Source organism: Streptomyces diversicolor (assembly GCF_057537855.1).
This window is the reverse complement of the sequence record NZ_BAAJXA010000030.1, coordinates 44,056-64,903: the sequence shown is the minus strand read 5'-3', so window position 1 is coordinate 64,903 and position 20,848 is coordinate 44,056. Positions and strand designations below refer to the sequence as shown.

Annotated in this window: 19 protein-coding genes, 1 pseudogene and 2 riboswitches; of the genes and pseudogenes, 7 read left to right on the top strand and 13 right to left on the bottom strand. The window is 70.8% G+C overall.

The window, feature by feature from the left end:
* Positions 1 to 69 precede the first annotated feature (69 nt).
* Complete coding sequence (locus AC27LF_RS30670) at positions 70 to 681, top strand: TIGR03086 family metal-binding protein (protein ID WP_479657246.1); 612 nt, start codon at positions 70 to 72, stop codon at positions 679 to 681.
* Here AC27LF_RS30670 and AC27LF_RS30665 read toward each other — a convergent pair.
* Entirely contained in the window at positions 668 to 1,528 is an 861-nt protein-coding gene (locus tag AC27LF_RS30665; protein WP_479657247.1) for a thioesterase family protein, read from the bottom strand. The genes AC27LF_RS30670 and AC27LF_RS30665 overlap by 14 nt on opposite strands.
* A gap of 157 nt (positions 1,529 to 1,685) precedes the next feature.
* Between AC27LF_RS30665 and AC27LF_RS30660 the strand changes: the two genes are divergently transcribed.
* Positions 1,686 to 2,912, top strand: a complete 1,227-nt coding sequence (locus AC27LF_RS30660; RefSeq protein WP_479657248.1) for an alpha/beta hydrolase — start codon at positions 1,686 to 1,688, stop codon at positions 2,910 to 2,912.
* On the opposite strand, the gene AC27LF_RS30655 is transcribed toward AC27LF_RS30660, so the two are convergent.
* From AC27LF_RS30655 to AC27LF_RS30615, 9 genes are all read right to left on the bottom strand, one after another.
* On the bottom strand, positions 2,821 to 3,477 hold the full coding sequence (locus tag AC27LF_RS30655; RefSeq protein WP_404035573.1) for a trimeric intracellular cation channel family protein: 657 nt from the start codon (positions 3,475 to 3,477) through the stop codon (positions 2,821 to 2,823). The two genes, AC27LF_RS30660 and AC27LF_RS30655, sit on opposite strands and share 92 nt — an antisense overlap.
* Before the next feature lie 137 nt (positions 3,478 to 3,614).
* Positions 3,615 to 5,213, bottom strand: a complete 1,599-nt coding sequence (locus tag AC27LF_RS30650) for an ABC transporter ATP-binding protein (RefSeq protein ID WP_479657249.1) — start codon at positions 5,211 to 5,213, stop codon at positions 3,615 to 3,617.
* Between the two features lie 23 nt (positions 5,214 to 5,236).
* On the bottom strand, positions 5,237 to 6,331 hold the full coding sequence (locus AC27LF_RS30645) for an ABC transporter ATP-binding protein (RefSeq protein WP_479657250.1): 1,095 nt from the start codon (positions 6,329 to 6,331) through the stop codon (positions 5,237 to 5,239).
* Complete coding sequence (locus AC27LF_RS30640; RefSeq protein ID WP_479657251.1) at positions 6,328 to 7,326, bottom strand: ABC transporter permease; 999 nt, start codon at positions 7,324 to 7,326, stop codon at positions 6,328 to 6,330. Before AC27LF_RS30640 ends, AC27LF_RS30645 begins: the two co-directional genes overlap by 4 nt.
* 139 nt (positions 7,327 to 7,465) lie before the next feature.
* Positions 7,466 to 9,262 (bottom strand): ABC transporter substrate-binding protein, encoded by a 1,797-nt coding sequence (locus AC27LF_RS30635; protein ID WP_479657252.1) that lies wholly within the window; start codon positions 9,260 to 9,262, stop codon positions 7,466 to 7,468.
* Between the two features lie 73 nt (positions 9,263 to 9,335).
* Positions 9,336 to 10,343 (bottom strand): ABC transporter permease, encoded by a 1,008-nt coding sequence (locus AC27LF_RS30630; RefSeq protein WP_479657253.1) that lies wholly within the window; start codon positions 10,341 to 10,343, stop codon positions 9,336 to 9,338.
* A 327-nt stretch (positions 10,344 to 10,670) separates the two neighbouring features.
* Positions 10,671 to 11,459 (bottom strand): enhanced serine sensitivity protein SseB C-terminal domain-containing protein, encoded by a 789-nt coding sequence (locus AC27LF_RS30625; protein WP_479657254.1) that lies wholly within the window; start codon positions 11,457 to 11,459, stop codon positions 10,671 to 10,673.
* 592 nt (positions 11,460 to 12,051) lie between these two features.
* Entirely contained in the window at positions 12,052 to 12,813 is a 762-nt protein-coding gene (locus tag AC27LF_RS30620) for an enhanced serine sensitivity protein SseB (protein WP_479657255.1), read from the bottom strand.
* Between the two features lie 66 nt (positions 12,814 to 12,879).
* Positions 12,880 to 13,551 (bottom strand): AAA family ATPase, encoded by a 672-nt coding sequence (locus tag AC27LF_RS30615; RefSeq protein WP_479657256.1) that lies wholly within the window; start codon positions 13,549 to 13,551, stop codon positions 12,880 to 12,882.
* 176 nt (positions 13,552 to 13,727) lie between these two features.
* Positions 13,728 to 13,824, top strand: a riboswitch (glycine riboswitch).
* Positions 13,825 to 13,933: riboswitch (glycine riboswitch) on the top strand. It abuts the riboswitch before it with no gap.
* A 40-nt stretch (positions 13,934 to 13,973) separates the two neighbouring features.
* Between AC27LF_RS30615 and gcvT the strand changes: the two genes are divergently transcribed.
* The 4 genes from gcvT (at position 13,974) to AC27LF_RS30595 (ending at position 18,330) form a co-directional block, all read left to right on the top strand.
* Entirely contained in the window at positions 13,974 to 15,101 is a 1,128-nt protein-coding gene (gene gcvT / locus AC27LF_RS30610) for a glycine cleavage system aminomethyltransferase GcvT (protein ID WP_479657257.1), read from the top strand.
* A 126-nt stretch (positions 15,102 to 15,227) separates the two neighbouring features.
* Complete coding sequence (gcvH, locus tag AC27LF_RS30605) at positions 15,228 to 15,605, top strand: glycine cleavage system protein GcvH (RefSeq protein WP_388712718.1); 378 nt, start codon at positions 15,228 to 15,230, stop codon at positions 15,603 to 15,605.
* Between the two features lie 15 nt (positions 15,606 to 15,620).
* Positions 15,621 to 16,883, top strand: coding sequence for a serine hydroxymethyltransferase (locus AC27LF_RS30600; protein WP_479657258.1), 1,263 nt, complete (start codon positions 15,621 to 15,623; stop codon positions 16,881 to 16,883).
* Between the two features lie 79 nt (positions 16,884 to 16,962).
* Positions 16,963 to 18,330 (top strand): L-serine ammonia-lyase, encoded by a 1,368-nt coding sequence (locus tag AC27LF_RS30595; RefSeq protein WP_479657259.1) that lies wholly within the window; start codon positions 16,963 to 16,965, stop codon positions 18,328 to 18,330.
* Between the two features lie 37 nt (positions 18,331 to 18,367).
* Here AC27LF_RS30595 and AC27LF_RS30590 read toward each other — a convergent pair.
* Positions 18,368 to 18,462 (bottom strand): annotated as a pseudogene (locus tag AC27LF_RS30590) (IS5/IS1182 family transposase); the annotation flags it as partial.
* Between the two features lie 27 nt (positions 18,463 to 18,489).
* On the bottom strand, positions 18,490 to 19,113 hold the full coding sequence (locus AC27LF_RS30585; RefSeq protein ID WP_479657260.1) for a TetR/AcrR family transcriptional regulator: 624 nt from the start codon (positions 19,111 to 19,113) through the stop codon (positions 18,490 to 18,492).
* Positions 19,114 to 19,454: 341 nt separating this feature from the next.
* On the opposite strand from AC27LF_RS30585, the gene AC27LF_RS30580 reads away from it, so the two are divergent.
* Entirely contained in the window at positions 19,455 to 20,012 is a 558-nt protein-coding gene (locus AC27LF_RS30580; protein WP_479657261.1) for a glycoside hydrolase family 25 protein, read from the top strand.
* Between the two features lie 139 nt (positions 20,013 to 20,151).
* Here the strand turns inward: AC27LF_RS30580 and AC27LF_RS30575 are convergent, their stop codons facing one another.
* The gene (locus AC27LF_RS30575; RefSeq protein ID WP_479657262.1) at positions 20,152 to 20,811 is read right to left on the bottom strand and encodes an NADPH-dependent F420 reductase; all 660 of its coding nucleotides are present in this window, start codon (positions 20,809 to 20,811) and stop codon (positions 20,152 to 20,154) included.
* Between the last annotated feature and the right edge of the window lie 37 nt (positions 20,812 to 20,848).

The window sequence follows — 20,848 nt, the reverse complement described above, 5'->3', positions numbered from 1 at the left end:
GCAAATGCTGACGGCGGCTGTCAGGTTATCCGGGAATCCTGGCCGCACCGACTCACGGAAGGCAACATCATGACCAGCGACACGCCCGAGGTCACCGGCCCCGACCCGCGCCCCGTCTACGCCCGCGCCACCGAGCAGGCGGCGGCGCTCATCGCGACCGTGCGGCCGGAGCAGCTGACCGGTCCGACACCGTGCGCCGAGTTCGACGTGCGCACCCTGCTGAGCCATGTCGTCGGCGGCACCCGGCGCAACACGGTGATCGGCGAGGGCGGCGACGGCTTCGCGGTCCCCTCGTTCGTGGACGGCGTCCCGGACGACGGCTGGGCGGCGGCGTACGAGGAGGCCCGGCTCCGGGCTCTGAAGGCATGGGAGAGCGACGAGCGGATGGCGGCACCGGTGCGGGTGCCCTGGGGCGAGGTTCCGGGCCGGGCCGCGCTCGCCGGCTATGTGATGGAGATCGTGACGCACACCTGGGATCTCTCCGAGGCCCTTGGGCATCCGCGTGAACTCGCCCCGGATCTCGCCGAGTTCGCACTGGCGAACGCCCGGCGGGTGCTGCCGCAGTCCCGGCCGCGGGGCGCCGACACCCCCTTCGACGCCGCCGTCACGGCGCCCGAAGGCGCCGACGCCTACGGCCGGTTGGCGGCCTGGCTGGGGCGCAGGCCGCTCAGTCGAGCCTGACCCGGGCCAGTTGCCGTGACTGGGCGACCAGCCGGTCCGCGCCGTCCCAGACCTCGGCGTCCTCCTCCAGGAAGCCGCCGGCCAGGTTGCGGGTGGTGATCGACACCCGCAGCGGGCCGGGCGCCGGACGGTGCCGCACATGCACGGTCAGTTCGACCGTGGGGACCCAGCCGGACAGGCCGAGTTCGAAAGCGGTGGGCGGCAGGGAGTCGACGGCGAGCAGCAGCGCGAGGGGGTCGGCGTCCCGGCCGTCCGCGAGGCCGAACCAGGAGCGCATCTCCCCCTTGCCGGAGGGCGCGCCGAGCGCCCAGCCGAGGGTGGCGGGGTCGAGCTTCAGCGTCAGCCGGTCGGTGATGGCCGAGCCGACGTCCACCGGGCTCGGGCCGTCCTTCGGGCCGAGGCACTGGTCCATGGGCGGCAGCGCGGGCGGCGTCGCCGTCGTACGGACGTCGTCCGGGAGCGCGTCGAGGTCGCCGTAGGAGGCGAGGACGCGGATGCGCTCGACCTCCTCGCCGTGTTCGTCACGCTGGTAGAGGGATGCCTGGCCGGTGGAGAGGGTGCGGCCGGTGCGCACGGTCTCGGTGCGGATGACGGCGGGGCCGGGCCGGGAGGCGGTCAGATAGTGCGCGGAGACCGTGAACGGGTCGGGATGCGGAAGGGCGTCCGCGAGGGCCCGGCCGAGAACGGCCAGCAGATAGCCGCCGTTGACCGCGTTGGCGATCGTCCAGCCAGCGTGCAGGTCGATGTCGTAGACGCCGGGCTCGCGCCGGGCGACGGCGGTGTCGCGGTCGAACTCGCTGTCGCCGGGCACGGCCCGCCGGTCCGCCGCGGTGGCTTGTTCTGGCATGCGTGAACCGTACAACGGGAAACTACTAAGCGGTAGCTTTCGAGGCCCCCGATCTGATCACATGACGATCCGCCCGCCAGGTGAGGTTCCGGCAATTTCTCGGTAAGTGTCCGGACACGTCCGTAACCCCGCGCCGGTCTTTCCCCTCTATGGGGGCATGAGCCTCACCGGGACTGCTTTCTTCTACACGACCTTCGTGCTGGGCGTGGTCGCCCTCGTCCTGCCGCTCGTCCTGTGGTCGCGGATACGGGGTCCCAAGGCCCTGCGCGTCGTCGCCCGGATGCTGATGCTGCTGTTCGCCCAGGGCACCGCCGTGACCCTGGTCTTCGTCCTGGTCAACAACTCCAACAACCTGTACGACAACTGGTCCGACCTGCTCGGCACCGGCAACCATGTGCAGCAGGCCGCCGACCTCGGCAGGGACGGCACCGGCGGGCTTGCGCTCCAGCGGCTGCCCAAGGTGAAGCAGGCGTTCCAGGCGGCCGACGGGCCCGGCATGCGCGCGGCCGGCGGGGTCCGCGTGACCCAGCTCAGGGGCCGGGTGTCCGGGGTGAACGCGGAGGTCTACGTCTGGCTCCCGCCGCAGTACGGCCAACCCGCCTACCGGCACCGGAAGTTCCCCGTGGTGGAACTGCTGCCCGGCTACCCCGGCTCGGCGAAGGCGTGGTTCGGCTCGCTGAAGGCGCACGAGCAGGTGCTGCCGCTGATGGAGAGCGGCCGAGTCGCGCCGTTCATCCTGGTGGCGCCCCGCACCAACCTGCTGGCCGGGGTGGACACGGGCTGCGCGAACATCCCGGGCACGGTGAACGCCGACAGCTGGCTGAGCATCGACGTGCCCAAGATGGTCACGGACAACTTCCGCGCGGAGCCCGGGCCGGCCGGCTGGGCGGTCGCCGGGTACTCGGCGGGCGCGCACTGCGCCGTCAAGCTGGCCGTGGCCCACCCCGACCGCTACCGGGCCGCGGTGAGCCTGTCCGGCTACAACGACCCGATCGGCGAGCGGAACTCGCTGACGGCGCAGAACCCTGCCGTACGCGCCCGCAACAACCCCTATCTGCTGCTGAAGAAGGCCCCCGTGCCGCCCAGGATCGCGCTGTACGTCTCCGGCGAGTCCGGTGACGGCTACCAGGCCGGCGTGGCCCTGGAGTCGGTGGCCAGGGCGCCGACGACGGTGCACGTGGTGTTCCTGCCGCGCAGCGCGGGCGGGCACACCATGGCGCTGTGGCGGCCCCAGGTGCCGGCCGTGTTCCGCTGGCTGACCGTGCAGATGGGCCAGAGCCGGGTCGGCGGCGCTACTCCTCCGTCACCGTCGACCGCCGGTTCCAGGCGCGCGGCGCTCGCCAGTGGAAACGCATCGCCAGCAGCCGCAGGACGAAGGCGGTGAGCGCAGCGAGCCCGCTGGTGAACGGATTGAGCGCGCCGTAGCGCAGGCACAGCGCCACCAAGGCGGCGCCGACGATCGCCGGGACCGCGTACAGGTCGCGGTCCCAGCGCAGCAGGGAGGGGACCTCGTTGGCGAGCACATCGCGCAGGACGCCGCCGCCGACCGCGGTGGCGAGGCCCAGCGCCGCCGACGCGGTCAGGCCGAGCCCGTAGGCGTACGCCTTCGTCGTCCCCGCCACGCAGAACAGGCCGAGGCCCGCCGCGTCGAAGACGTTGACCGCGACCTGGATGCGCTCCACCTGGGGGTGCAGGAAGATCACCAGCAGGGCGGCGAGCAGCGGTGTGCTGAAGTACCCGAGGTCCGTGAACGCGGCCGGCGGCACGGCGCCGATGACCAGGTCGCGGAACAGCCCGCCGCCGAGCGCGGTGACCTCGGCGAGCACGGCGATGCCGAAGACGTCGAAGTTCTTGCGCACGGCCAGCAGCGCACCGGAGATCGCGAAGACGAAGATGCCGACGAGATCGAGGGTGTGCTGGACGGACGGGCCGAAGAGTTGCTGGAACACCCGGACATTCTCACCCGGGGCCGGAACGCGGGCCCGGCGCGGGACCGTCCGCGCACGTGCCGGACGGGAGGGCGCGCCCCGCGCACCCTCCCGTCCGGTCCTTCGGCGGCCTCGGCCGGCCGCCCTACCAGGTGTCCCTATGCGTCCTTCGACCGCGGCGTCTCGTCCGCCGCCGCCTCACCGGCGGCGTCACGGGCGGCCTCGTCGGGCTCGTCGTCGGAGGTCTCCCGGGACTCGCCCTCGGCTGCGTCCGCCTCGGAGTCCTGCGCGCTCGGCGCGGACGCCTCCGCCGGCACCGCGCTCGCCTCGGCGGGCTCCGCCGCGGTCGCCTTCGCGGTCACCGCGGCGCCCTTGTCCGCACTCTCCTCGGAACCCTTGTCCGAGCCCCTGTCCGCGCTCTCCTCGGAACCCTTGTCCGAGCCCTTGTCCGCGCTCTCCTCGGAGCCCTTGTCCGAGCCCTTGTCGGCGGTCTTGTCCGCGCTCTTGACCGCGGTCGCCTCGGCAGGGGCCTGCGCGGACTCCTCGGCGGGCGCGTCCGCGTCCTGATCCGAGACCGCCGCCGCGACCGCGGCCGACGTCTCCGCCGACTCCTCCAGGATCGCGTCCGGGACGAGTTCCCCGGCCTCCTTCGCCGCGGACAGCAGGACGGTGTCCTGCGGTGCCTGGTCGGCGAAGTTCTCCGGGTGGTGGCAGGCGACGCGCTGACCGGGCCGCAGCTCCAGGAGCTGCGGTTCGGTCGTGCGGCAGATCTCCGTGGCCTTCCAGCAGCGGGTGTGGAAGCGGCAGCCGCTCGGCGGGGCGATCGGCGAGGGCACATCGCCCTTGAGCAGAATGCGCTCGCTCTTGGCGTTCTTGCGCCTCGGGTCCGGGATCGGCACGGCCGACATCAGCGCCTTGGTGTACGGGTGCATCGGCGCCTTGTACAGCGAGTCGCGGTCGGCCAGCTCCACGATCTTGCCGAGGTACATCACCGCGATCCGGTCCGAGACGTGCCGGACGACCGAGAGGTCGTGCGCGATGATCACATACGTCAGGCCCAGCTCCTGCTGGAGGTCGTCGAGGAGGTTCACGACCTGCGCCTGGATCGACACGTCGAGGGCCGACACCGGCTCGTCCGCCACGACCAGTTTCGGGTTGAGCGCGAGCGCGCGGGCGATGCCGATGCGCTGGCGCTGACCGCCGGAGAACTCGTGCGGATAGCGGTTGTAGTGCTCGGGGTTGAGGCCCACGACCGACAGCAGCCGCTGCACTTCCTTCTTGATGCCGCCCTCGGGCGTCACATCCTGGAGCTTGAAGGGAGCGCCGATGATGGTGCCGATGGTGTGCCGCGGGTTCAGCGACGAGTACGGGTCCTGGAAGATCATCTGCACGTCACGGCGCAGCGGACGCATGCCGCCGACGCCGAGGTGCGTGATGTCCTTCCCCTCGAACTCGACCTTCCCCGCGGTCGGTTCGAGCAGCCGGGTGATCAGCCGACCCATCGTGGACTTGCCGCAGCCCGACTCCCCCACCACGCCGAGGGTTTCACCGGAGCGCACCTCGAAGTCGAGCCCGTCGACCGCCCGCACCGAACCGACCTGCCGCTGCAGCAGGCCCTTCTTGATCGGGAAGTGCTTTTGCAGCCCGGTCACCTTGAGCAGGACCTCGCCGGGTGCGGCGCCCTTGTCCAGGGTGGCCGTCCCCGCGGTCCGCGCACCGGCGTTGTCAGCGTCGTCGCTCTGTGCAGGGATGCTCACTGCGTTGTCCTCTGCGTTCTCACTCACAGCTTCGGCGCAATCTCTTCGGTCCAGATCCGCTCCCGCTGCTCCTGCGACATGTGGCAGGCGGCCCAGTGCCGGCTGCCGACCTCGGTCAGCTCGGGGCGGACCGTGCGGGTGACGTTGTCCTTCGGCACGTCGGCGTACGGGCAGCGCGGGTTGAAGGCGCAGCCGGACGGGACGTTGATCAGGGAGGGCGGGGAGCCCTTGACCGGGATCAGCCGCTCCTGCTGCTCGCGGTCGAGGCGCGGCATCGAGCCCAGCAGGCCCCAGGTGTAGGGGTGGCGGGGCTCGTAGAAGACCTTGTCCGCCGGGCCCCGCTCGACGCAGCGGCCGCCGTACATCACCAGGATGTCGTCGGCCAGTTCGGCGACGACGCCCAGGTCGTGGGTGATGATGACGACCGCGGAGCCGAACTCCTTCTGCAGGTCCCGGATCAGGTCCAGGATCTGCGCCTGGACCGTCACGTCCAGGGCGGTGGTCGGCTCGTCCGCGATCAGCAGCTCGGGGTTGTTGACCAGCGACATCGCGATCATCGCGCGCTGGCGCATACCGCCGGAGAACTCGTGCGGGTAGCTGTCGACCCGCTTGTCGGGCTGCGGGATGCCCACCCGGTCGAGCATCTCGACCGCACGCCGCTTGGCGGTCTTCTTGTCGACGTCGTGGTGGATCCGGTATGCCTCCACGATCTGCTGGCCGATCGTGTAGTACGGGTGCAGCGCGGACAGCGGGTCCTGGAAGATCATCGCCATCTGCCGGCCGCGCAGCTTGCGCACGTGGTCGGGGTCGGCGGACAGCAGCTCGGTGCCGTCCAGCCAGATCTCGCCGGAGATCTGCGCCTTGCGCTTGCCGTACTGGCCGGCCGTGTGCAGGCCCATGATGCCGAGCGAGGTCACCGACTTGCCGGAGCCCGACTCGCCCACGATCCCGAGGGTCTTGCCCTTCTCCAGCTTGAAGCTGAGCCCGTCGACGGACTTGACCAGGCCGTCGTCGGTCGGGAAGTGCACCTTCAGGTCGCGTACTTCCAGGAAGGCGGTGCTGGGCGAGGCGGCGGTGGGCTCGCCCACGGCCGCTCCGCTCTTGCTGAGTTCGGTCATGCGAGCCTCACTCGGGGGTCGATCACGGCGTAGAGGATGTCCACGACCAGGTTGGCGATGAGCACGGCGAGCGAGGTGATCAGAACGACGCCCAGGATGATGGGCAGGTCCTGGGTCTTGATCGCGGTCAGCACCTCCCGGCCGAGGCCGGGCAGGTTGAACGTGCTCTCGGTCAGGACCGCGCCGCCGATCAGGGCCCCGAGGTCCATGCCGAGCATGGTCAGGATCGGCGTCATCGTGGAGCGCATGGCGTGCTTGCCGATGACGGTCTGCTCCCGCAGGCCCTTGGCGCGGGCGGTGCGGATGTAGTCCTCGCCCAGGATCTCCAGCATGGTCGCGCGGGTGATCCGGGCGTACATCGCCGCGTAGAGGAAGGCGAGGGTGATCCACGGGAGGATCATGCCGCCGAACCAGCCGCCGAAGCTCTGGCTGAGGGGCACGTACTCGGCGTCGAACCACTTCAGGCCGAAGGCGAAGACCGACAGGGCGATCATGCCCGTGAAGTAGATGGGGAGCGAGACACCGGACAGGGCGATGACCATCGCGCCGCGGTCCCAGATGCTGCCCCGCTTGAGCGCGGAGAGGACACCCGCCGCGACACCGACGACCAGCCACAGGACGGCGGCACCGAGCGCGAGACCCAGGGTCACCGGGAAGCGGTCGGTGAGCACCGGCCAGATGGCCTGCTCGGTGCGGAAGGAGTAGCCGAAGCACGGCGCGGCGCAGTGGGTGACGTCACCGCCGGCCGCGTAGGTGCGGCCCGCGAAGATGCCCTTGAAGAACTCCCAGACCTGGGCGTAGATCGGGTCGTTCAGGCCCAGCTTCACCCGTACGGCCTCGACGGCCGCGGGATCGGCCTGCTTGCCCACGAAGCTCGTGGCGATGTCGACGCCCGCCCACTTGGGGACGAGGAAGAAGATGCCGAAGACCACCAGGATGATGACCACGAGCATCACTGCGGCGGCGAACAACCGCCTGATGAGGTAAGCGAGCACAGCTCTCGGCCCGCCGCGGGCCGCGGGCCACCGGTGGGGCTTTCCCACGCCTTGTGGGCGGTGGGGGACCTCCGGTGGCCCGCGATCACGCGTCGCCGGCCTTCACCTGCCTTTCGTGCCGTACGGCGGGTGTGCCGGGTTACTTCGGGTTCTTCAGACCGAGGTTGACGAAGTCGTACATGCCGCTGTAGCCGTCGGACGTGTAGACGTTCGCCAGGTTGCTGGAGCGCCAGTTGAGGAACTTCTCGAACACGAAGGGCAGGTAGTAGCCGCCCTCCATGACCTTGTGGTTGATCTCCGTGGCGATCTTGGCCTTGCCCGCGTCGTCCAGCGTGTCGACGTAGTCGTCGAACAGGCCGTCGATCGACTTGTCCTTGATCAGAGCGTAGTTGTTGTTACCGCTCTCCAGGATGTAGTTGCTGTTCCACAGCGGCAGACCGTAGCCCTGGACGGACGGGAAGTCCGGGCCCCAGCCCATGATGATGATGCCGTAGCCCTTCTTCTTCACGTTCGAGGGGCTGCCGATGATGCCGGTGGTCTGCGAACCGTCGTACTGGTCGATCTCGACGTCGATGCCGACCTTCTTCAGCGACGCCTGCATGGACTGAGCGGTGGCCACCTCGACCGGCTTGTTGTTGCGGACGGCGATGGTGGTCTTGAAGCCGTTCGGCTTGCCGCAGGCCTTCAGCTCTTCCTTGGCCTTGGCGGCGTTGCCGCTCTTGTTGGCGCCGGCCAGCTCGTACGGGTCGTAGCTCTGGCCCTCGGAGCCGGGCACCGCCGGGGGCAGCATGTTGGTGCCGATGTCACCGCCGGCGAGCGGGCCGCCGCGGGCGGTCTGCAGCGACACGTGGTCGGCGCCGTAGATGACGGCCTTGCGGCAGTGGATGTTGTCGAACGGCTTCACGCTCTGCGGGAAGACCGCGTAGCGGATGAAGCCGGAGACGGGGTTGTCCAGGTTGGCCTTGTGCTGCTTCAGGGCGGTGGTGCGACCCTGCGGGGACATGCCGGTCTGGTTGATGTCCAGGTCCAGGTCACCGTTGATCAGGCGCTGGTCCAGCTCGTTGGCGTTGGTGAAGAACTTGACCGTGATCTTGTCCGGGTACGCCTTGCGGACCGGGTCCGAGGACTGCTTCCACTCGGTGTTGCGGACCAGGGTGAGGTCCTTGCCCGGGTTGTAGGACTCGAACTTGTACGGGCCCGAGGAGAACGGGTGCAGCTGGTACTTGGACTTGGTGTCCTTGTCCTGGCGGACCGGGGAGCCCGAGGTCAGGGCCAGCATCTCCTCGAAGTCCGAGTTGGCCTTCGGCAGGTGGAAGACGATGGTCTTGTCGTCGGGCGTCTCGATCGCCTTCAGACCGAGCTTGTCCGCGGACTTGTCCTTGTACGGGCCCTGGTACTCACCCTTGGGGTCGAGCACCTCCTTCAGGTACGTCGGACCGCCGGAGAGCACGTCCTGTGCCCACACCCGCTCGATGCCGTACTTGACGTCCTTCGAGGTGATCGGCTTGCCGTCTTCCCACGTGATGCCGTCGCGCAGGGTGTACGTGTAGGTCTTGCCGTCGTCGCTGACCTTGGCGACACTGGTGGCGAGGTCGGGCGCCACGGAGGCGCCGTCCTTGCCCGGGGCCGGCTTGTTCGTGACGAGCTGACGGCTGTAGTAGCGCGAGAAGTTCCACATGAAGCCGTAGTAGCCGCGGGTGGTGTCCCACGAGTCGGCGTCCTGGGCACCGCCGAACTTCAGCGTGCCACCCTTCTTGGCCAGCGAGGCCTGGGCGACCTTGTTGTTCGCGGCGTCGAAGCCCGCGGCGCCGTTCTTCGAGCCCTTGTCGCCACTGTCGTCGCCGCCGCCGCACGCTGCCGTGGTCAGCAGCGCGGCGACCACGGCGGCAGCGGCCATGGCCTGCTTGCGCCGCCCTGAGGTGCGTTGGGTAGTCACGATCTCGGATCCTCCGGATGGATTTGATGAGAGATCCCGTGTATGAGCCACGGGTCGCTTGGGGTACGGCAGTTCAGCGGGAGCCCTTCGGGTCCAGCGCGTCGCGCACGCCGTCGCCGAAGAGGTTGAAGGCAAGAACGGTGATGAAGATCGCCACGCCCGGGACCACCATGTACATGGGGTCCGAGTCGTAGTAGTCGATCGCGCTCGACAGCATCTGCCCCCAGGAGGCCGTGGGCGGCTTGACGCCCACGCCCAGGAAGCTGAGTGCCGCCTCGGTGAGGATGTTGGTCGGGATCATCATCGTCGTGTAGACGATGATCGGCGCGACCAGGTTGGGCAGCAGTTCCTTGAAGAGGATGTACAGCCGCCCGGCGCCCAGCGATCGGGCGGCCTCGACGTACTCCCGCTCGCGCAGCGACAGCGTCTGACCGCGCACCACGCGTCCGATGTAGGGCCAGCCGAAGAAGCCGATGACCAGGATCATCACGAACACACGCACGCTCGTACCGGTCAGCCCCAGCATGTCGCTCGGCATGACGGAGACGAGGGCGATGATGAAGAGCAGCTGCGGGAAGGCCAGCAGGCCGTCCATGACCCGGCTGATGACGGAGTCGACCCAGCCGCCGAAGAAGCCCGCGAGGATGCCCAGGACGGTGCCGAGGATCACGGCCACCACCGCGGACAGGAAGCCGACCAGCAGCGAGATACGGGCGCCGTAGAGGATGCGCGCGAAGATGTCGCGGCCGTTGACCGGCTCGACGCCCAGCAGGTGGTCCCCGCTGATGCCCCCCAGTGAGCCGGTGGGAGTGCCGAACAGCGGGTCGATCAGGTCCTCGTGGTAGACGTCGGGGTCCTGCCCGACGAGGTTCGTGATCACCGGCGCGAGCAGGGCGATCACGATGAGCGCCAGGACCACGATGCCGCCCGTGAGGGCGAGCTTGTCCCGCTTGAGGCGTTCCCAGGCGATCCGCCCCAAAGAGCGTCCCTGGACGGCCTTGGCGCCGGCGCTGACAACCGCCGCTTCCTCGGCCGGGCTCGGGGCCGCTTCCGCGGTCGGCTCGTGCAATGGTGCCGTCATCTGGCAGGGACCCCTCTCAACCGGCGGTAGCCGGCCCGCACTTGCCGCTGTGGCGGCATGATCAGTCCGTCGTACAAAGGGGCGACAGGCCCCTGCTGCGGGAGTCTTCAATGCTTGGGCGATCTGCTGCCAGACTTGGCGGCGAATGGATGCGTAAACGTGATGCTGTCTGGAGGGTTCCGTTATCCGGACAGTGGGTAACGGGGTTCGGACGTGGAGGAGTTGGGCCAACGGGACGGAGTCGGACGTTCCGGCGCGCTCTACACGCGAAGACCCGCTGCTGTCACTCCGTCACCCGGCTCACCACCCGCCCGCGGCGGCATGGCGTCAGTACCTGCCCTGGACCGGGGGATAGCCGTACCCGGCGGCCGGGGCTGGCGGTTGGGCGGCGTGCGCCTCACGGTCGTAGAAGGGGCGGGCGGCGGCCCGCATCCACATGACGACCGGGTCGTACTCGTCGGTCATCGCGACGGTCGCGACCGGCAGCCCCTCCGGTACGGCGCCCATCGACTGCTGCATCATCGCGCGCACCGAGTCCACCGCTGGCGGCGAAGTGTCGTACACGTCAAGGCCGATGGCGAGGTAGGGCGACCCGAGGGCGGGCTGCACCCAGGCCCGGCGCAGCGAGCGTACGGCCGCGGTGCGGTGGGCGTTCTGCGCGAGCAGGGCGTAGAACTGCGGGATCTCGATGCCGGGTTCCGACAGTCTGAGCGGGCCGGCCGGCTGGCGGTCCAGGCCCGTGGCGATGCGCCGCAGATCGAGCCAGGGCACGCCGACGCCGCCGCCCGGCGCGTGCGGGTTGAGCCAGAGGCCGTAGTGGTCGGGGTAGAGGGTGCGGGCGACGTCGACTCCGTCGACCACCTCGTACGAGCGGTTCCAGCCACTGGCGGAGAGTTCCTGGGCGGAGGTGACGCAGGGGACGTAGCCGTGGCCGTCGATCTCCATGTTCCCGTACTGGGCGTCGGGGGAGCCGGACTGGCCGTGCCACAGCAGCATCCAGACCTGGCCGGAGCCGGGTGTCGCGAGCGCGCGCAGCAGCGCCTCGTAGGCGTCGTAGCGCCCGGGCGTGACCTGGCGCAGCGTGTGCTCGACGCTGCCGCTGAGGCTCGCGCTCACCTGACTTACCGCCTCTTCTTCGAGTACCCCGCATTCGCCACACAGCTTAAGCGCCCCACCCCCACCCCACCGCGCCCATCAAGCCCCCGACCCGACAGCCCCCCAAAGGGGCGCGAGGCTCCAACCACAACAAAGCCGCAGCCAAACGACGCCGCCCGGCAGCGCCGCAGGGGCGCGGGGAACTGCGCGCCCAACCACAACAAAGCCGCAGCCGAACAACGCCGCCCGGCAGCGCCGCAGGGGCGCGGGGAACTGCGCGCCCAACCACAACAAAGCCGCAGCCGAACAACGCCGCCCGGCAGCGCCATAGGGGCGCGGGGAACGGCGCGACCAACCACAACGGCCCCGCAGCCGAACAACGACGCCCGGCAGCGCCATAGGGGCGCGGGGAACTGCGCGACCAACCACAACAAAGCCGCAGCCGAACAACGACGCCCGGCAGCGCCGCAGGGGCGCGGGGAACTGCGCGATCGGCCACGACGGAGCCGCAGCCGAACAACACCCCGCAGCGCCCCCAAAGCGCCGCAGGCAACCGGCGCCGCAGGCAACCGGCGTCGCAGGCAACCGTAGAAACGGCCCACCCAGCGGAGCGCTACCGTTCGTAGAAGGGCCGCACCTTCGCCCTCAGCCACTCCCCCACCGGGTCCTCCGCGACATCGAGCAGGACCAGGTTGACCGGCCACCGCACCGGAACCTCCGCGAGGGCCCGCCCCAACGCCTCCAGCGGCAGCGCCCGCAGATCGCCCTCCCACTGGTTGAGTTCGACGCCCACGAACAGCACCGGATCCGCCGTCTCGATGGCCGCGAGGCACCGACGGGCCGAGCGGACCACGCCGATCGCGGTGAACTCGGCGGACGCGGCGGACAGGAAGTCGACCGGGTCGTCCTGCCAGTCGGGCTCGAACAGCCGGACCCGGCCGCCGCTCGCCGGTCCGTCCAGCTCGGTGCGCCCGGCCCGGCACAGTTCGGCCACCGCCTCCGGCGGGAGCGGGGCGCCGACCACGCCGCCCGGGTTGACCGCGATGCCGACCTGCGGGGGCAGCCCGCGGGCGAACTCCACGGCGGGGGCGATGGTGTACGACATGTGGGAGCCGGCGACCTGTCGGAACTGCTCCTCGGAGCTGAAGACCGGCACATGGACCTGACCGTCGATGTCCACGGTGGGCAGGTCGAGGGGGCCGCTGTGCGGGCCGCCGCCGCTCGGCAGCGGGATCCACAGGAAGCTGCGCCCGAGGACTTCGATGATCCGGCCGCCGGCCGACGGGACGCCGAGCGAGGCCGAAAGCACCTCCTCCAGCTCGTTGCCGGGCCATCCGCCGTGCGGGTGGGGGTGCGCCTGTGCCGGGAAGTCCATCTGCCTACCGCCTGCTGGGAACCGCTGCTGTGGCTGAAAAGGCTAACGGGTGGCGGTGCCGGCCCTTCACCGTGCGAAGCCGATCCGGTGCAGCACGTCCGCCGCGTCCCGGTCGAGGAGCACCGCGGAGCCGCAGCCCCCGGGCAGTTCCCCCCGCTCGACCGCGCGCAGCAGCCGGGCCGCCGACCTGCGGTGGCGCACAAAGGCGTGGCGGGAGACGCCCCGGCCGCGCTCGCGCTGCCCGTCGAGCGCGGTCGTGGGCGGCACGTCGAGGAGGATCAGGTGCAGGGTGCCGCCGCGGCGGCGGGCCTCGCGGGCCAGCCAGCCGCGCACCCAGGACTGGGTGCCGCAGTCGTGCACCACGACGCCCTCGCCGGTGCGCAGGGCGCGGCGCAGCGCGGCGTAGTGGGCGAGGCGTACCAGCGGGCGGTACAGCGCGTAGGGCAGCAGCCGCGGGAGGCGGGCGTCCCAGCGGTCCCGGGTGTCCTGGGAGTCGATGCGGATGCCGTCGACCGCGCGGTCCATCAGGGTCGACTTGCCGCTGCCGGGCAGGCCGGTGACCACGGCCAGGTCGTGGCGGCCGAAGACGAGCGCGTAGGGGCTGCGGCCGGCCCGCTCGCGCAGGTCGCGGACGATCGGGGCCGCCGGGCGGTCCGCGCAGCGCTCGGCGGCGGGGGCGCCCGGCTGCCCGGGTAGTGCGAGGCCCGTGGTCGTGGCGTACGCCGTGGTCCTGTTCACCGTGATCGTCCTCCCCTTGGGTCCGGACATCCCCATCCCCGTCGAGTGTAAAGAGAAGGTAATGCGTGGCGTCTCACGGTGTCGTGCGCGTTCTGCCACAGCCCGGTCACGGATCCGGCCTGCCGTGCGGCGGCGATGCGTGCAATGATGAGCCCGCCAACTGCATACCGGCCGCTTGAATCCGCGCGGGAGAGTTCCCAGCAGCCCCGCTGGGACGCCGAAGGAGCAAGTCCCTCCCTTGAATCTCTCAGGCCCCGTTACCGCGCGGGCGAGGCACATCTGAAAAGCGGGCCGCTGTCCAGTGGCTCCACCCAAGGTGCAAGCCGTGACCACACAGGTGGTCAGGGCGAACCTCTCAGGTTCCGATGACAGATGGGGAGGATCCACCTCGCCTTCCCCACGCCTTGGGAGACATCCGTCCGATGAGCAGTACCGAACACTCGACACTGCGGCATACCGCGCTGGACGCGCTGCACCGCTCGCTCGGTGCGACGATGACCGACTTCGCCGGCTGGGACATGCCCCTGCGCTACGGCTCAGAGCGCGACGAGCACACGGCCGTACGCACGAGGGCCGGCCTCTTCGACCTCTCCCACATGGGGGAGATCGGGGTGACCGGGCCCGGGGCCGCCGCCCTGCTGAACTTCGCCCTGGTCGGGAACATCGCCTCGGTCGGTGTCGGCCGCGCCCGCTACACCATGATCTGCCGGTCCGACGGCGGCATCCTGGACGACCTGATCGTCTACCGGCTCGCCGAGCACGAGTTCCTGGTCGTCGCGAACGCCGCCAACGCGCAGGTGGTGCTCGACGCGCTGGTGGAGCGCGGCGCCGGCTTCGACGCGCAGGTACGCGACGACCGCGACGCCTACGCGCTGATCGCCGTCCAGGGCCCCGAGTCCCCGGGTGTCCTGGCCTCCCTCACGGACGCCGATCTGGCGGGCCTCAAGTACTACGCGGGCCTGCCAGGCACCGTCGCCGGTGTACCCGCGCTGATCGCCCGTACCGGCTACACCGGCGAGGACGGCTTCGAGCTGTTCGTGAAGCCGGAGCACGCCGTGCGGCTGTGGCAGGCGCTGACCGAGGCGGGCGAGGGCGTCGGCCTGGTGCCGTGCGGCCTGTCCTGCCGGGACACGCTGCGCCTGGAGGCGGGCATGCCGCTGTACGGGCACGAGCTGTCGACCTCGCTCACCCCCTTCGACGCCGGGCTCGGCCGGGTGGTGAAGTTCGAGAAGGAGGGCGACTTCGTCGGGCGCGAGGCGCTGCTTGCGGCGTCCGCGCGCGCCGAGCAGAACCCGCCGCGCGTGCTGGTCGGCCTGGTCGCCGAGGGCCGCCGGGTGCCGCGCGCCGGGTATCCGGTCGTCGCGGGCGGCGAGGTGGTCGGCGAGGTGACCTCCGGCGCCCCCTCGCCCACGCTGGGCCGGCCCATCGCGATGGCGTACGTCGACGCGGCGCACGCGGCGCCCGGCACGGCGGGCGTCGGCGTGGACATCCGGGGCACCCATGAGCCGTACGAGGTCGTGGCGCTGCCCTTCTACCGGCGGCAGAAGTAGAGACTGCACCGCGGGGCGCCCCGCGGCCCCTGCCCCGCTGTGATGCCGGGCACACCACCCCGCTCACCTGCGCCTTCCGCCCTCCCCCGTCATCAGCACTGTCTCGCATACAGGAGAATTCAGGTCATGAGCAACCCCCAGCAGCTGCGCTACAGCAAGGAGCACGAGTGGCTGTCGGCCGCCGAGGACGGCGTCTCGACGGTCGGCATCACGGAGTTCGCGGCCAACGCGCTCGGCGATGTCGTCTACGCCCAGCTCCCGGAGGTCGGCTCCACCGTGACCGCGGGCGAGTCCTGCGGTGAGCTGGAGTCGACCAAGTCGGTGTCCGACCTGTACTCCCCCGTGACCGGCGAGGTCACCGCCGTCAACGAGGACGTCGTGGACGATCCGTCGCTGGTCAACTCGGCCCCCTTCGAGGGCGGCTGGCTGTTCAAGGTGCGCGTCGCCGAGGAGCCGGCCGACCTGCTCTCGGCCGACGAGTACGTCGCCTTCACCGCCGGCTGAGGAGTCGATGACCACATGTCGCTGATGAACACCCCGCTGCACGAGCTGGACCCGGACGTGGCCGCCGCGGTCGACGCCGAGCTGCACCGCCAGCAGTCCACCCTGGAGATGATCGCCTCCGAGAACTTCGCGCCGGTCGCGGTCATGGAGGCGCAGGGCTCGGTCCTCACCAACAAGTACGCCGAGGGCTACCCGGGCCGCCGGTACTACGGCGGCTGCGAGCACGTCGACGTGACCGAGCAGATCGCCATCGACCGGGTCAAGGAGCTGTTCGGCGCCGAGTACGCCAACGTGCAGCCCCACTCGGGCGCCTCCGCCAACCAGGCCGCGCTGTTCGCGCTGGCCCGGCCCGGCGACACCATCCTCGGTCTGGACCTGGCGCACGGCGGCCACCTGACCCACGGCATGCGGCTGAACTTCTCCGGCAAGCAGTTCGACGTGGTCGCCTACCACGTCGACGAGGCCGGTCTTGTCGACATGGCCGAGGTCGAGCGGCTGGCGAAGGAGCACCGCCCGAAGGTGATCATCGCGGGCTGGTCGGCCTACCCGCGGCAGCTGGACTTCGCGGAGTTCCGCCGGATCGCCGACGAGGTGGAGGCGTATCTGTGGGTCGACATGGCCCACTTCGCGGGTCTGGTCGCCGCCGGTCTGCACCCGAACCCGGTGGAGTACGCCGATGTCGTCACCTCCACCACCCACAAGACGCTGGGCGGCCCGCGCGGCGGCATCATCCTCGCGAGGAAGGACTTCGCGAAGAAGCTGAACTCGTCCGTGTTCCCCGGCTTCCAGGGCGGCCCGCTGGAGCATGTGATCGCCGCCAAGGCGGTCTCGTTCAAGGTCGCGGCCTCCGAGGAGTTCGCGGAGCGCCAGCGCCGTACGGTCGAGGGCGCCCGCATCCTCGCCGAGCGGCTGACCGCGCCGGACGTCCGCGAGGCCGGTGTGAGCGTGCTGTCGGGCGGCACCGATGTGCATCTGGTCCTGGTGGACCTGCGCGCCTCCGAGCTGGACGGGCAGCAGGCCGAGGACCGGCTGCACGAGGTCGGCATCACCGTCAACCGCAACGCCGTCCCGAACGACCCGCGCCCCCCGATGGTCACGTCGGGCCTGCGCATCGGCACGCCCGCGCTCGCCACCCGCGGCTTCTCGGCCGCGGACTTCACCGAGGTCGCGGACGTCATCGCCGAGGCGCTGAAGCCGTCGTACGACGCGGCCGCCCTGGCGGCACGGGTGCGGGCGCTGGCCGCCAAGCACCCGCTCTACCCCGGCCTGGGGAAGTAGTCCCGCCGTACGGGGTGCCGCGCCCGCGCTGTGCCGGGCGCGGCACCCCGTCCCGCACCATCCGCTTGGAGGAGGCACCGTGGCCATCTCGGTGTTCGACCTGTTCTCGATCGGCATCGGCCCGTCCAGCTCCCACACGGTCGGCCCGATGCGCGCGGCACGCATGTTCGCCGCCCGGCTGCGCAACGAGGGCCTGCTCGGCTCCGTTGCGTCGGTCCGTGCCGAGCTGTACGGCTCGCTCGGCGCGACGGGCCACGGCCACGGCACGCCGAAGGCGGTGCTGCTCGGCCTGGAGGGCGCCTCGCCCAGGACGGTGGACGTGGAGGGCGCCGACCAGCGGGTGGCGGGCATCGGGGAGTCGGGCCGGCTGCGGCTCCTCGGCGAGCACGAGATCGCGTTCGACGCCGACGCGGACCTGGTGCTGCACCGCCGCAAGGCACTGCCGTACCACGCCAACGGCATGACCCTGTGGGCGTACGACGCCGGGGGCACCGATCTGCTGAGCAAGACCTACTACTCGGTCGGCGGCGGCTTCGTCGTCGACGAGGACGCGGTCGGCGCGGACCGGATCAAGCTGGACGACACGGTGCTCAAGTACCCCTTCCGCACGGGCGACGAGCTGCTGCGGCTGACCCGCGAGACGGGCCTGTCGATCTCGTCGCTGATGCTGGAGAACGAGCGTGCCTGGCGCACCGAGGAGGAGATCCGCGCGGGCCTGCTGGAGATCTGGCGGGTGATGCGGGAGTGCGTGGCGCGCGGCCTGTCCCGGGAGGGCATCCTGCCGGGCGGCCTGAAGGTGCGGCGCAGGGCCGCCGTGTCGGCCCGCCAGTTGCGCGCCGAGGGCGATCCGCTCGCGCACGCAATGGAGTGGATCACGCTGTACGCGATGGCGGTGAACGAGGAGAACGCGGCCGGCGGGCGGGTGGTGACCGCCCCGACGAACGGCGCGGCCGGCATCATCCCGGCGGTCCTGCACTACTACCTCGACTTCGTGCCCGGCGCCGACGAGGACGGCGTGGTCCGTTTCCTGCTCGCGGCCGGCGCGATCGGCATGCTGTTCAAGGAGAACGCGTCCATCTCCGGCGCCGAGGTCGGCTGCCAGGGCGAGGTCGGCTCCGCGTGCTCCATGGCGGCGGGCGCCCTCGCGGAGGTGCTGGGCGGCAGCCCCGAACAGGTCGAGAACGCCGCGGAGATCGGCATGGAGCACAACCTCGGCCTCACCTGCGACCCGGTCGGCGGCCTGGTCCAGATCCCCTGCATCGAGCGCAACGGCATGGCCGCCGTCAAGGCCGTCACGGCCGCCCGCATGTCGATGCGCGGCGACGGCCGCCACCACGTCTCCCTCGACAAGGTCATCAAGACCATGAAGGACACGGGCGCGGACATGTCCGTCAAGTACAAGGAAACGGCCCGCGGCGGGCTCGCGGTGAACATCATCGAATGCTGACACCGCCGCACAGCACCGACCGTAGTGACGACGGGTTCCAGGGCCTGACGCGACGTCGGATGTGCGGTCCCCACACACGGCCCCGGCGATGCGCTCGTATCCGGAGCCGTGCACCAGGGCGGCGATCACGTGCGTCCGCTCGCCTGCTGCCGGGCGCTCTTATCGGGGCGGACCGGTTCGCGGGCGGAGTGCGTCGACGAGCAGGTCGAGCAGGCGGCCGGTCTGCTCGGTGGTGCCGCCGGCCGTGATGGCGACGAAGATGCCGCTGAGCATGGTGGTGACGTCCGCGGGGTCGGCGTCTGCGCGGAGCGAGCCCGTTTCGGCGCCCTTGGCGAGGATCGTGGCGATCGCGGCGGTGACGCGCTCCCGGCTGGGGGGTGCGATGCGCCCGGAGGCGAAGCCGGCACGCAGCGTCTCCATCATTCCGCGCTTGGTGGCGATGAAGGTCGCGTAGCGGCCCATCCAGGCCCGCAGCGCGAGGTCGGCGGGGAACTGGTCGAGCAGGGTGGCGACGCTCGCGGTGACCTCGTCGAGTTCGGCGGCGTAGACGGCGTCGACCAGGTCCTCGCGGGTGGGGAAGTGGCGGTAGAGGGTCCCGATGCCGACTCCGGCCTGGCGGGCGATGGCCTCCAGGGCGACCGGGCCGTCGGCGGTGGCGAAGGCGGCCTGGGCGGTGGCGATGAGCTTTTCGCGGTTGCGCCGCGCGTCACGGCGGACCGGACGGCCGGCGTTCTCGGGTGTGTCGTCGGGGACGTGGGGCGGGGGTGTGGCGGACCGGTCCAAAGCGGAGGAACCTCCGGTAGCGTTACGGTGGGCCGAACGGAGGTTCCTCCGCTTCTCTCATCGTCTCACGAGAGCACGTCGCCATAGCTCCCGAAGGCACTCCCGCCCCCGAAGCCGCCCCCTCCGGCGCCCATCATGACTCGCCCGCCGACGGAACCGTCCCGCTCCGGCCGGGTCGGCCGGGTCGCTCCGCCGTACCACCGGCGGCTGCGGTGCGGATCTCGAAGCTCCTCCGCAACAACTGCCGTACGCGCGGGCGCGGATCACGGGTGGCGGGGTGGGGTGGGGGGCATAGAGGAGTCAACTCCTGTCACCCCACTGACGTCTGAGGGAGTCCCCGCATGCTGCACGGCATCGATGTGAGTGCGTATCAGCCCTCGTCCTATGACACGGACGGCGTCTCCTTCGTCTTCATCAAGGCGACGGAGGGGCGTTCGTACGTCAACCCGAAACTCAGTGCCCAGACCGGGCGGGCCCGTGACGCGGGGCTCGTCGTCGGTTTCTACCACTTCCTGTGGCCCGGCGACATCGGCGCCCAGGCCGAGTACTTCGTCCAGCACGCCCCGGAGAAGGCGGGCGACATCCTCGCCGTCGACTGGGAGACGACGAGCGAGGGGACGCACGCGAACAACGCCGAGAAGGACCTGTTCATCCGGAAGGTGAAGGACCTGCGGCCGAGCCACCAGGTGGTGCTGTACGCCAACCGGCACTTCTGGCTGAACGTCGACACCACCTCGTACGCGGGCGACGGTCTGTGGATCGCCGACTACGTGAGCGCGGGCGAGCCCCGCATCAAGGCGAAGTGGCGCTTCCACCAGTACACCAGCGAACCGCACGACAAGAACGTGGCGGCCTTCGCGGACAAGGCCGCCCTGCGGGCCTGGGCAGAAAACGCCTGACCGGCGAAGGTCCGCCACGCCGACAGCGCCCCGAAGGGGCGCGGGGCTGTATCGATATGCGGCTCCGCCGCGCGGGCGCGCTCAACCACAACGGCGCCGCAGACAACCGACGGCATATCGCGGCGCATCCAGCGGAGCGTCAGGCGCGGAAGTCCGCAGGCCGCTGCGGTGACGCCTTGGCGAGGGCCTTGCGCACCGCCTCGGCGCCCGCCCGCAGCCCGTACACCGGGGTGCCCGGCTGCTGCCGCCAGGACTCGTCGATGCCGCCCGTGTCCACCGTGTCGAAGCCGAGTTCGTCGATCAGGTCGCGCACGGCCCGCTTGGCGGCCTCGTCGTCGCCTGCCACCGGGAGCGCCATGCGGTCGGGGTCGCCGGCCGGGCGGTGGCGGTCCAGGATGTCCTGGGCGTAGGTGCCGTTGAACGCCTTGATCACCGGGTGGCCGATCTGCCGCTCGGTCCAGCGGCTCTCGGTGATCCCGTCGTCCTCGATGCCCGCGATCCGGCCGTCCCGCTGCGGATAGTAGTTGCCCGTGTCGATCACGGCGACACCCTCGGCCGCCCCGTCGAGCAGTCCGGACGGCAGGTCCCGGACGGCCCGCACCGGGACCGTGACCACGACGACCTGCGCCCCGCGGGCCGCCTCCGCGGCCGCGACGGGCGTCGCGCCCGTCTCCCGGGCCAGTTCGGTGAGGGTGTGCGGGCCGCGGGAGTTGGCGACGGACACGTCGTGCCCGAGGGCGGTGAGCCGTCGGGTGAGGTTGCCGCCGATGTTGCCCGCGCCGATGATGCCGATCTTCATGACAGACCCTCCAAGATCGATGCATGCGCATGCGTTG